Annotated in this window: 7 protein-coding genes and 1 pseudogene; 6 read left to right on the forward strand and 2 right to left on the reverse strand. The window is 40.8% G+C overall.

Annotated elements, in window-relative coordinates; genetic code table 11:
• Nucleotides 1–320: 320 nt before the first annotated feature.
• Nucleotides 321–662, forward strand: a complete 342-nt coding sequence (locus tag LP107_RS14070) for a hypothetical protein (RefSeq protein WP_012477660.1) — start codon at nt 321–323, stop codon at nt 660–662.
• 44 nt (nt 663–706) lie between these two features.
• Here LP107_RS14070 and LP107_RS14075 read toward each other — a convergent pair whose 3' ends face one another.
• Both LP107_RS14075 and repM read right to left on the reverse strand, forming a co-directional pair.
• Nucleotides 707–1,666, reverse strand: a complete 960-nt coding sequence (locus LP107_RS14075; protein ID WP_264676363.1) for a recombinase family protein — start codon at nt 1,664–1,666, stop codon at nt 707–709.
• Nucleotides 1,667–1,810: 144 nt separating this feature from the next.
• Entirely contained in the window at nt 1,811–2,989 is a 1,179-nt protein-coding gene (gene repM / locus LP107_RS14080; protein ID WP_012477662.1) for a replication initiation protein RepM, read from the reverse strand.
• 447 nt (nt 2,990–3,436) lie between these two features.
• Between repM and LP107_RS14550 the strand changes: the two are divergent.
• From LP107_RS14550 to LP107_RS14100, 5 genes and pseudogenes are all read left to right on the forward strand, one after another.
• A pseudogene (locus tag LP107_RS14550) lies at nt 3,437–3,538 on the forward strand (ESPR-type extended signal peptide-containing protein); the annotation flags it as partial.
• A 24-nt stretch (nt 3,539–3,562) separates the two neighbouring features.
• Nucleotides 3,563–11,686, forward strand: coding sequence for a two-partner secretion domain-containing protein (locus LP107_RS14085; RefSeq protein WP_264676364.1), 8,124 nt, complete (start codon nt 3,563–3,565; stop codon nt 11,684–11,686).
• On the forward strand, nt 11,683–12,027 hold the full coding sequence (locus tag LP107_RS14090; protein WP_264676351.1) for a DUF3969 family protein: 345 nt from the start codon (nt 11,683–11,685) through the stop codon (nt 12,025–12,027). Before LP107_RS14085 ends, LP107_RS14090 begins: the two co-directional genes overlap by 4 nt.
• Nucleotides 12,028–12,078: 51 nt before the next feature.
• On the forward strand, nt 12,079–12,879 hold the full coding sequence (locus tag LP107_RS14095) for a polymorphic toxin type 24 domain-containing protein (RefSeq protein WP_264676352.1): 801 nt from the start codon (nt 12,079–12,081) through the stop codon (nt 12,877–12,879).
• On the forward strand, nt 12,880–13,344 hold the full coding sequence (locus LP107_RS14100) for a hypothetical protein (RefSeq protein ID WP_112742863.1): 465 nt from the start codon (nt 12,880–12,882) through the stop codon (nt 13,342–13,344).
• Nucleotides 13,345–13,415 lie beyond the last annotated feature (71 nt).

Here is a 13,415-nt window from a genome sequence, read left to right on the forward strand (position 1 = left end):
CCCTTGCCAGTCATGCTGTCTGTGTCATTTTTAGTGGAGCGGTAGCGGAACGTGAAAATGATATAGATAGCTATGCTGGCTTATTTTATTTTCCATAAATCATCAAGTCTTAATCCCTAAATAACCACTGACGTTTTTATTTTTGGGGAGAAGTTATCTTTACTTTTATACGCAAGTTTGCTGATTAAGTCAAGATGGTGCGAGGATGTTTTTAGGTTGACTTTAATGGTTGGTAGAATTTAAATGACGGGCGGTCAATGGATTTGTGGGCTATTGATGATATAATGAGAGTATGATTAATCAACCAAGAGGTATAAAGTATGGCATATCAAAAGAAACGTACATTTCGTAGTGAAAATGAGCTTGAAGCCAAAATCAAAGAAATGCAAAAAGAATTAGAGTGGGTCAAAAAGATGAATGCGGTCAAGCCCATTTATCAAGATTTGATGGAGATTCTAATCACCAATGATGATGCCACACTCAGAGCATTCATCAATGAGGCCAGTAAAGAGCTACCTAAAAAATATCAAAGACAGCTATCAGAGGTGCATGATTGGATTATGCCAGATGAAAAGCCAAATAATGACAAAACGGCACAACAAACAGCTCATATCACGCCAGAAGATACTGACATGACTCAGGACTTTTTTAGTGGCAATTGATGGGTTTGATGAGTCTGGTGGGTTAAAGTCTTATATTGCGAGTGTTAAAACTTACTATAGGCAATTCCCATAATCTCTGCCATCACAAATACATAATCAAAGTTTTTATGAGCCACGCCCTCCGCCCTATCTTGAGAGAATTGCTTTTGTTTGATGGCGGTTATCTTTTTGGCGGTTTCATCCAATATCGCTGTCTGCTCGGAGTGAGACAGACTCTCAAAGTGAGCAATAAAACGCAAATGCTGTGCCTGAGCAGGGGTAATCTTCGATGATTTAGAATCAGGTTCGGATTTGGGTAGGGGTGTAACATTGTCTTTAGCTTTTACTGGTGCCTTGCCACGCTTTTTTGAAGTTTTAATCACCGCTTGCGATGCCAAAGCAGGCTTTATCTTTTCAAGTGACAAAGCCTCTTTTGGGGTCAGTTTGCCATCTTTTAGGCGGTCAATCTCTCGACTGGGGAAATGACGATACAAAGTCTTGGCAGGGATGTTGGTCTGTTTTGCTACATCCACGTAACGCTGACCTTCCAACAATAACCGCTTAGCTAGGTTTAAACGGTCTTGGTCAGTAGCTCGTCTGCCAACCTTGCCCCCGTTCTCAATATATGCTCGATAGCCCTGTTCTGTGCGTTCTTTGATGGTGGCACGTTCTAGCTCAGCAATGGCTCCCATGACTGTTAAAAACATCTTGCCCGTGGGCGTGGAAGTGTCAATATTTTCTGAGACTGACTTAAATTCAATGCCACGAGCAGTCAAATCCTCGACAATCTCAAGCAGATGCCTCGTATTTCTCGCCAAACGGTCAAAGCGGTATACCAGTAGCGTGTCACCCTTGACAAGCTTAGAGAGCAGTTTAGCAAGCTCTGGGCGGTCTGTACTTGCCCCACCCCTTGTTTCACTGAAAATCTTGTCGGCACCCTGCTCTTTGAGCCGAGCTCGCTGAGTAGAAAGACTGGTGCCACGCTCTTGCCCACTGGTGGAGACCCTGATATAGCCGTAAATCATGACTTTTGCCTAGATCATTTTGAGAAGGATTACGAGAATTTCGACATTATACAAAGCCAAGCACCAGCAAGTCAAATTAAATTTTCTCAAAATCTAGGGGTTTTGGGAATTATTTGCATTCAATTATAAATAATTCCACAAACCTCACTGCTTTATTTGCAAAAAGTCCAAATTTAAATGCCTAAAATCGGTCAGCTTTTCAAATTTATACTGCTCCATTTCAAATACACCAGCAAAATCACCATCGTTGTAGCGTATCTGTTGCAAACCCTGCAAATGATTTGGGTCAATATTTCTGGCCAAATACATATTAATCAAACGATGCTCTGCTTTTATCTTCTCAAAAATATCTTTGGCTCTGTCAAGCTCAATTTTCTCCTTGGCTTTTTTAGCCTGCTTTTCTGCTTTTTCACGTTCTTTTTTCTTTTTTGTTTCTAGCTCAGCTTGGCGATATTGCTCTAAGGCTTGCTTGATAAGGTTGTTTCGATGCTCTTCACCTGCTCCAATGTTGTCGGCATAGATATTTTTTTGATTAGCAATTTCACGTTCCTTGTCGGTTAAACTATCAAATATATCAACGGTATTAGCATCTCTTTCTTTGTCTTTTGCTTTTGAAATTGTTAATTTTCCTTTTGACTTTTGAGTAACAACAAAGGTAAACCCAACAATCTTACGTCCATTTTTATGTTGCTCATAAGTGATATCAATATCAGTTTTATCATTAACTTGCTTAACAGCAAAATCAATAACTTTACGCTTTAGAGTTTCCATTCTTGGGTATTCATCATTAATCACACCCAAACGATTTCGTAGCTCATCAATGTCAAACATAGGCGTCCTACCTTTAGTACGCCATGCAATAATAATCTCATACAAACGCACCGCATATTTACTGGTCAATCCTGCTACTTGTTCCAACTCATAACTGGTAAAATTCTTCTCAAGCAGTGTTATCAGAGGGGCAACATCATCAGAGAATTTCAACCTAACAATCGCCTCGTTTTCCACATAGGAGACGCTTTGAACCCAACGGCTCGTAATCGTCTCCTTATTACCTTTCGGTGTTAGCTTCTGATAAGTAAACCTGCGTTCAAACAAATGACTACACGCATCTTTTAGAGCCTGATACGCAACATTCCTATGGACACCAAACTCATTGATGTAATTCTCAGCACAAATAGTCAAGAAATCATCTGATTTAATTTCCTGATTCGTTCTTCTTGCCTCAACCACTGCAAGTAAAATAAGACGTTGTTCCACCAACTCAAGATTGTAACTAGCATTGATGAGTGCATTATCTTTAACAACGAGATTTTTATTCATACAATTTCTAATTATGCAAGGTAAACGGTGCTATATAAATTAGCACCTAAAAACAATAAAGATGTTATTATACCTTCTTTTGACAAAGGTGTCAAATGCAAGGTAAACGGTGCTATAATGCAAGGTAAACGGTGCTATAATGCAAGGTAAACGGTGCTATAATGCAAGGTAAACGGTGCTATAATTCCTCTATATCCCTTTATTTACAAGGCTTTCAGGACGCCTAAAAATATTAAAAATATTAAAAATAAAAAGCAAAAAATCACGCTTTTTGTGATTTTTTGCTTTACTTATTTAATCTTTAAACTTTCTTAAACCCATTGACCCACAATTCTCCACAAATCATCATAAAAACATTGCACTATTTCCACAAATTTTATAGAATAAATCTCATTTATTTTTTGTATTTGATTATTTTTTGTATTTGATTATTTTTAGGAATATCTAATGAACCGCAATTGCTACCGCGTCATCTTTAATAAAAACCTAGGTCGTTTAGTTGTGGTTTCTGAAAAAACCTGTTGCCAATCTAAAACAAAAGCTCAGGGAGGCAGTCAAAATAATACCGTTTTGATGACCTCGCAACAAGACTCATTTGGTTATGGACTTTATGGTAAATTTAAACTCGCCAGCATGGCCGTGCTTTTAGGACTCACTTTTTCGGTGACCTCTTATGCTAATCCAAACACTGCTACAACCATCATCGCCGATCCATCCGCTCCCAAAAACCTACAACCTACCATTTTGCCTACCGCCAGTGGTATAGTTTCTGTCAATATCGCCACACCCAATGATAAAGGGCTATCCAATAATCACTACAGCCAATTTGATGTCGGCAGTACAGGTGCTGTATTAAATAACAACCGTAAAGCAGTCAATACCCAAATCGCAGGATATGTACAAGCCAATCCCTTTATGGCAAAAGGTGAGGCATCCACCATCTTGAATCAAATTAATTCTAACAACCCAAGTCATCTGGGTGGCTTTATTGAAGTGGCTGGTAAAAGAGCAGATGTTATTATTGCCAACCCTAATGGTCTTGTTATCAATGGCACTGGTTTTATCAACGCAGGCAATGTACATCTTGTGGCTGCAAACGGCAAGTTTGACCAAGGACAAATCACCGGTTATCAAGTCAATACTGGCAACATTGAAGTTAATGGTAAGCTTAACCTACAAAACACTGATTATGCTGCATTGATTGCTAAAACCGCCCAAATCAATGATGAGATTTACGCAGGCAGCGTACTAGATATTGTCACAGGGGAGAATACAGTTACTCTGCAAGATGGTAAATTTAACCAACTTTCTGCTGCCCACAAAAATGACGGTGCAAGCAGCACAAACCAAACAGGTATTGCCCTAGATGTCGCTGCCTTAGGTGGCATGTATGCAGGTAAAATCCGTCTTATTGGTACAGACAAAGGCTTTGGTGTTAACAACCAAGGGATGATTGCAGCAACTGGCAGCGGTGTACAAGCTGGTACAGGCACGCTCACTCTTGATCATCAAGGCAATCTTGTTAATACAGGTATCGCATCAGCCAAAGACAAAGTGACGATCAACACCCAAAGTCATCACGTCCACAACGCTGGCACGCTACTTGGTGAACAATCCGACATTGCCATTGACACCGCCAAGCTCACCAACACAGGCACCATTGCCAGCACTCAAAACACTAAGATAACTGCCACAAACGCCATTGACAATCAAGGCAGTATGTATGGTGGTGTCTTACAAGTTAGCACTGATGAACTCACCAATACTGGTAAGCTTGTCCAAACAGGTACAGGTAAGCTCACTATTAGTACCCATACACTTACCAACACCAACAAAGCTGCAATTGGTCAAAGCCTGTATGAAAAAACTCAACTTAAAGCACCCTCTGTGCCAAGTACCGATCAAAGTGCTGGTATGGTAAGCCATCAGCCAGCAGACAATACAACAACAAATAACTCAAATAATGGTGCAAACACACCCAATCCATCAACCGATACGCCATCTGCCAACGGTTTTATCAGCACCACCAAGTCTTTAAACAATACAGGCGACAAAGCACTGATCACTGCCACAGGCGACACTCATATCACCGCCAATCAGACCAGTAACACCAATCAAGCATCGATTGACGTACAAACCTTAAACACCAACACCCTTGCCAACACCGACAGTAAAATCGCCCTAGATAACATCAATTGGCAATTAACCAGCTTTGATAATAGTAAAGGCGATATCGTTGCTAGAGATAAAATGGTAATTGCTAGCCAATCCAGTATCATTAATACAGAGGGTAGATTGGTGGCGGATAGCGTGGTACTAGGTGCCAAGAGTGAACTGGATAATGGCGATGGTGTTGTGCAAAGTGCTGGTGATGTATCTGTCACAGCGAGCAAAGTTACCAATAACCAAGGTATTATTCATGGTGCCCATGCATTGATGATAAATGCCAATGGTATACTTACAAACAATGCTGGTGTGATTAGTGGTGCCCAAGACACAACGATTACTGCCAAAACAGCCATTGATAATGCGGATGGTCGTATTCAAAGTGATGGCAAGCTTAACATTAACACACAGCAGTTAAATAGCACGGGTACGATTTACGCAGCCCAAGGCACAACCATTACTGCCAGTCATGTTAATAATGAACAAACAGGCCTGATTGCCAGTGCCAAGGATGTCCGTATTGACACTCAAAGCTTAACAAGTGCTGGCACCATCAGTGCAGGTATGCAAAGCGATGGTAAACTTGGTAATACACCAGCCAACATCAGCATACAAGCAACAGAAGGTATTCGCAGTAGTGGCAACAATATTGCGACAGGTACACTGACGCTAAATGCCAATACTATCAATCTTGATGACAGCAAAACCCAGGCTGATCATATCACACTCCTAGCACAAGACACCATTAGTACACGCAAAACCAGCACTGTCGCTAGCAATAGCCTTGCTATCACAGCGCCAAACAAACTAGATAATAGCGAGGGTATACTAAGTGCCAACGAGGTGATTGTTAATACTGATGTCTTGGAAAATCGTCAAGGCGCCATTAGTCAAGCTGGTAAAACAGCGTTATCATTGGCGATCAAACGCAGCATTGATAATACCTTAGGTACTATTAGTACTAACAGTGATAAACTTAAGATTGATACCAATCAGCTTATTAATCAACAAGGTGCCATCCACCACGCAGGTGTAGGTGAGCTTAATATAAAATCAGAAAATCTAAATAACAGCCAAGGTGAGCTATTAAGTCTAGGCGCTCAAACATTAAACATCAAAGCTATTGATAACAGCCAAGGTATTATATCAGCAACTGGCTTTACCATCAACGCAGATGGTTTGGATAATACCGCAGGTCTACTGCAAGCCACCGATAAAGAGGCTGACAATTCTTTAAATATTGACAGTACCCTTGATAATAATAAACTTGCCAAGCAGCAAGGCAGTATTGATGTTGCTGGTAATTTAACACTCACTGCCAAAGCTTTACAAAACCAAGGTGCGATCACTGCCAATAATCTTAAGGCGACCGTAGCTAATGTTAATAACACTGGTGCTATCGGTGCCAGAGATAATATACAAATCGCTAGCAGTCAAGACATTGACAATACAGGCAATATCAGTGCAACTGGCAATATTGTCTTAAATGCTAATAACACCATCAGTCATCAAGGTGTCATGATGGCAGCTGACAGTATTACAGCCACTGCCAATCGCTTAAACTTCAATCAATCCACGAGCAGTGCAGACAATATTAGCTTATCAGCACAAGCGGATATACACCATAATCAGGGAACAACAGTTGCTAAGGACAAACTTAGCTTAAAAAATACAAGCACCATCTATAATCAAGGCGGTGTATTATCAGCCAATCACGCTAGTGTTAACACAAAAGATCTGCAAAATGGCGGTATTATCCAAGCGGATGTGCTTGCCATTAAGCAACAAGCAGACTATAAGCACACCGATAATGATAAACTGCTTGCAAATAACTTACAGTTTAGCACTGACGGCAAGATTATCAATCAAAGCCAATTAACCGCGGGTCAAGACTTAACGCTTAGTGCAAATCATATTGATAACACCCAAACAGGCACCATCAAAAGTGGCAATCACACACAAATAACCAGCCAAACCAGCATCAATAACCAAGGCTTAATCAATGGCGAAACCACGGTGATTAAAGCCAATGATACAATCAACAATCAGTCAGGCGGTCGTATTTATGGCACACACCTTGCCATACAAGCTGATACACTAAACAATACCCCAGCGAAAGCAGAACAATCAGATGGCAAGTACACTACCCCTGTGATTGCAGCCAGAGAGCGATTAGATATTGGTGTCAAAACGCTTAATAATAACCCCAACCCTGACAGAGCGGGCAAATTTAACGAAAACTTCGACAATCAAGCCTTAATCACAAGCCTAGGCAGTCTGCATATTGGTGGTAGCCTAGATGACAATCATTACGCCACAGGCAAAGCAGATGCTGTTATCAATCAGGGGGCAACGATTGAATCTGGTGGGGAGATGCAAATCAATACCTCGGTATTAAAGAATGAGAATGCGGATTTTAAATCCAAGGTGGAGCAAAGAGGAGAACCTGTAGCTGTTACCGAATACTTTGTTAATAATAATACCTATGTCCAAAAAGAGGGCGAGGTATATATTCAAGAAGGTGGATGGGATGGCAACTGGCTTAAAACACTGGTTACGCCTGATGGAAGATTTCAGAATTATAGTAGCTATGAATACCTAAAGACGGACTACATCACCAAAACAATCAGTAGCGATCCTGCCATGGTTCGTTCAGGGGGTGCTTTATTATTTGATTTTAAGCAAGCATCCAATATTGATAGCGTTGTTATTTCGGGTGATACAGCTAGGCTGAATCAAGATCCGACCCATGCTGAGTATTTTGGATTTACCAATCATGCTAGTAGTGGAGAGGATTACCATACACAAGCCGATAATAAATACTTTAATTATGTAACCAGCGATCGTAGACGCCGAGACAACCCAACTAGTAAGCGTCCCTATACTTATAAAAATTTGGTTCAAGAAGATAAGCAGCCACAAAAGGTTTTGCATAGAGAGTACCAGCCTCCCATTCTAGATGCCACTGTCAACACTACGCCCGTATCAACGCAGCGTACACCAGATACTCTAAGTAGTAATGACAACCAAGCACTGCTTGATGCCTTGAAAGCCAACCAAGCCAACCTCTCTGCTACCGCTCAAAAACAACTGTCAGATTTATTGTCTGCCAAACAATCAGGACAGGCTGTGGATGAGGCTGTGCTGGCAAACTTAGTTGATGAATTAAAACACAGTATTACCAATAAGCAAGCAGTGACGATAGCAAACACTGACAACACCCTCACCATTCCAACATCAGCCCTATACACCATCAATGCAGATAATCCTAATCAACCACTGATTCAAACTGATTCCGCCTTTACCAATCACAAACAGTGGCTTGGCTCTGATTATATGCTAAAAGCATTACAATCAGACCCCAATCATATCCACAAACGTCTATCTGATGGTTATGGCGAACAAGCGCGTATTAAAGATCTGTATTATCTACTGACAGGCAGACACATCAATACCGATTATCACAGTAATGAAGAAGCCTATCAAGCCTTAATGGACAATGGCATTACTCATGCCAAACAGTTTAACTATACGCTAGGTACAGCACTCACGCCTGATCAGATGGCAAACTTAACCACAGACATCGTCTGGCTGGTAAAGCAGTCCATCACCTATACCACCAAAGATAAAGATGGCAATAGCATCACCAAAATCGAGGATGTCTTAGTGCCTAAGCTATATCTAAGATCTGCTACCACAGATACAGCCACACTCACAAAAGATGGTCGCTTAAGCACCATCTCTGGCAAAAATATGGACATCCGTCTGACAGGCAATCTTGACAATAATGGTAACTTCATCGCTAAAGACACTGCTGCCATCACCGCAAACAATGTCAATAACACAGGCGTTATTGATGGCAACTTTGTCGCCATCAAAGCAAACAATGACATCACCAATCATGGCACCATGTATGCAAACAGTGCCATGAGGCTTGATGCAGGCAACCAAATCATCAACCAAAGCCTAACCACCACCCAAACAAACACACAAGGCAGAAGTAGCAGTAGCCGCACCGGTATCAGCCAAATTGCTACCATCAGTGTTGGTGAGGGCTTAAAAGACAGCACAGATGAAAACGGCAAACCATTGACCACCCTAAGTCTGCGTGGCAATCAGATCATCTATCAAGGTGCCACATCAGACAACGCTGGTGGCAGCACCCAAATGACCGCCAAAAACGGCATTGACATCACCACCATCACCACAAGCAATCACATCAGTGCCGTGGCAGATGACAACAATTACTTTAAATACAACCAAACACAAGATGTGGGTTCAAATATTACAAGCTATGGTGATACCATCATCACGACCACAGGCAAAAACGCAGACATTAATATCAAAGGCTCGCATCTAAATGCCACTGGCACCACAGCACTGATTGCCACAGGCGACATCAGCATCACTGAAGGCCGTGCTACCCAAAGCTTGGATACGGCAAGTAAATTTACTGACAAAGGCATACTAAGCAAAAAGACCACCCAAACTACCCATCAGATGGATAGCAATACCAGTATTCAAAGTACGGTGGGTGGTGAAAATATTCTCATCAAATCAGGTGGCAACACACAGCTAACAGGTGTAGAGGCTAAGGCTACTGAAACAATCCGTATTGAAACAGGTGGTCATCTAATCATGGATGCCGCCAAAGACACCCTATCTACCAAAACCAGTAGCAGTGAAAACAACAAATGGATTGGTGCAACCGTTGATAAAGGCGACTATACTCACACCTATGAGCAGGTAGATGCCATCACCACTACCTTGCAAGCCGAAAATATTGCAACTCAATCAACGGGTTCAACGCTGCTAGATGGTACACAGTTTCATTATTCTGACAATGCGACTGTGGTTAGTGGTGGTAAGCTATACCTACAAGCCGCCATCTCAGGCACATCTGAGCATACCACCAGTAATGATAACTATGTCGTCTGGCAAAAGGCTGAGGATAGCGGCAGCATTAAGCAAACTGCCATACTACCAAGCTTTGTAGGCAATAATACACCTACCATCATCGCCTTAGATGGCGTAGAGATACAAATCCCCATCTCTCAACAAGAGCAAAAGGCAGGTATCACCCCACAAGAACAAATTGACACACTCATACAACAGCCTGAGTATAGCTATTTAAACCAGTTTATTGATAGAGAAGACGCTACTTGGCAAGAGATTATCTTAGCAGAAGACAGCTGGGATTATGAACAAGAAGGATTGACGCCTGCTGGTGCTGCCCTTGTTGCGATTGCGGTTGGTATCGCTACCAATGGCGTTGGTGCAAGCCTTTTGGGTACAACAGGAGCGACTACCACAGCAATGGCAAACGCTGCCTTTAGCTCTCTTGCGTCTCAAGCTAGCGTTACTTTGATTAATAATAAAGGGAATGTTGCACAAACTCTAAAAGATCTAGGCAAATCTGATGCGGTTAAAAGTATGGCTCAAGCCGCCGTTACCGCAGGTGTAACAGCGAGTCTAGACCAAATCATCGCCAATACAACCAATATTGACATTTCAGCCAGTGCAGGGTTTGATGACAAGCTGGTACGAGGGGTGATCCAGGGTACAGGTCATGCCCTAACAGAAAGCTTAATGCATGGCACAAGCCTTGAGGATAGCCTAAAAAACCATCTAACAAACCAATTGGTAGATGTTGCAGCAGCTGGTATTTATACTCATGGTGTCAAACCACTGGACTTCAATGATACAGAGCTTATCAGTAATGTCGCTCACAAACTTGCCGCAGGCTTATCAGGCTGTCTCTCTGCCAAAGCCAAAGACCAATCTTGCGAAGCAGGCGCAGTCGGTGCTGTTATCGGTGAGATGGTGGGGGATTGGATGGTGAATGATGACATCCAAGCTAAAATCAACTCAGGAGAAATCAGCCCAGGTACACCAGATTATAATAAAATCTTAAATACTGCAAAACTCACCGCAGGCTCTATTGCCCTACTGTATGACTTTGATGTTGATACGGCGGTGGGGAGTGCTGGGGAGGCGGTGGAGAATAATGGTTTAAAAGCCGTTGTTCAAACGGTCAAGATAGCAGGGAAACTTGTTAATATTGCGGTAAAAAATGGCAGAGTTACAATTCAAGACCTCAAAGATGTGTTAAGAAAAGAAGGTTTTGATATTGTTGATGATTTAATTACTTTAGCAGATGGTCAATTAACATTTGATGATGCTAAGGCGATTATTGATTTAGTTATTGGTACGAATTTAAATAACAGAAATGAAAAAATCCATGATATTTTAGTAAGAAACAACCCAATAAAATATTTGTATTCTGGCATTAAAAACAGCCCAAATTATCCAAAAGATTTTAGAGATGTTCAAAATGGGACCACGAAAAATAAAGTCAAAGACCGAGCAACTTTAGATATGTTAAGAACAGCAGTCCCTGGCGAATGGCATAAAGTATATAGAGATGGTCATGATTCTAGCGGTAAAAAGGTAAGCATACATTACTTTCAACATAAATCTGGCAAGGTTTTTGATGTTAAAGTAAAAGATGGTTGGAGTAATCAAAGATGAATTATTGCAAACAACAAGAATTTATTATTAAAATGCTAATGCTAGGTATGTTAAACGCCTACAAAAAAGGCTTTATTGGTTTTGACCAAATGCATTTTTCTTTATTCGCTCCAAAAGGAGAGGTCTTAATGAGAAAAAAACATTTCGAAGATGTTGCAGATTTTATTGAGACTGGTATGGAGTTTGAAGATATACAGAGGTTTTTTGGGCATGATTATTTATGTCAGCAGTTATCTAGGTTGGAATTAGATATTCTAAAAAGCATCAAAAATGATGATATTAATCCTCAATTAGTGTTTGAAATAATTGAAAGAATTGTGCTTTTAATGGAAAAATCCTAAATACCACCCCCCCTCACCGCAGGCTCTGTAGCCCTACTGTATGACTTTGATGTGGATACGGCAGTGGGGAGTGCTGAGGAGGCGGTTAGGAATAATGCTTTAGTAAAATCTGATGACATACAAAACTTTCGTCTGCATTATAATAGATTTTGCTCCCCTGGACCTTCTGCAGCTTGTGACGCAATCATGCATCAGTGGAAAAATGTCAGCTATGAACATGCTGGCATGACTTCTCAGGAAATAGCCGAGTGGGAAAAAGGCGTTACAAAAATTATTGAGTATTATAATCGTCAATGCAAAGATAACGCATGTCGCAAGCATTTAAGAGCTCAAAAATATCGATATATGATTGAACATGCGGGTACTCCTGAGTATTTATATCAATTGGAAAGCTCGCTTATTACTTATATTCATGGAGCAATGGCTGCTGTAACTGCTGCAGGTCATCAAATTGCAGGTTCTGTTGTAGAAGCTTATAATACGGTTTCGGGGCGGTCGGTTAAGGGTGGTAATCGAACGCAAATAAATAATTCGGCGAAAACTCAAAAGCCATTGGATGGTGCGATACGAACCTCTATTCGTCGATTTGAACTTACTGGACAGAAACCCAATGCTGTATTATATAGACAGGATAATGATGGCACTATCACAAGCTATGCAGTATATGATAGTAAAGGTATGATTCTTAAGCGTGTTGATATGAAAGGTGCAGCTCATGGAGGTGTTCCTACTCCTCATGTAATAGAATATGGTAGAAACTACTTACCTAATGGCGAAATTAAGGTACATCGCCCCAGGGGAAATCCAAGACCTGCTAGACCTGATGAAATTCAATATATTAAAGAGGATTAAATGATGTTTACTAATAATTGGAAGTTTAAAAAATGGCAACAAGAAATGCAAGACTCGATATATAATTCAGACTCTAGTCTGCGTGCCTATATGAATCTTGAGATATATCCTGAAGATATAGAGATTTTTCTCAATGTATTGACACCAAAAATCTTTGAAATAGGAGATAGGGTTTTTTTTGATATAGATGGCGAGCAAGAAGCAATAATTACAGAGAATTATAGCAAAAACGACCCCCTTGACAGATCTGATTCGGAAAGACAGAAAGACTGGAACTCCACAAATGTTGCAGAAATATTTTTTAACAATATGGACAATTCATCCAATGAAACCATAATGAATATTGCAAATTTGATAAAAAGCAACTGGGAATACTACTTACTAAATAAATACCCCGATACAAAATTTACTGTGGAAATTTATGGGGAAAGTTTTGAACCCTGGATTACATTTTATCAGCCATAAAATCAATGAAGGGACATGACAAACAAACCCTAAGCTTGCCACCGTCGATCAAGGTGCCACTGTCACAGATG

The sequence above is a fragment of the Moraxella bovis genome, assembly GCF_025985205.1.
Taxonomy (GTDB): Bacteria; Pseudomonadota; Gammaproteobacteria; order Pseudomonadales; family Moraxellaceae; genus Moraxella; species Moraxella bovis.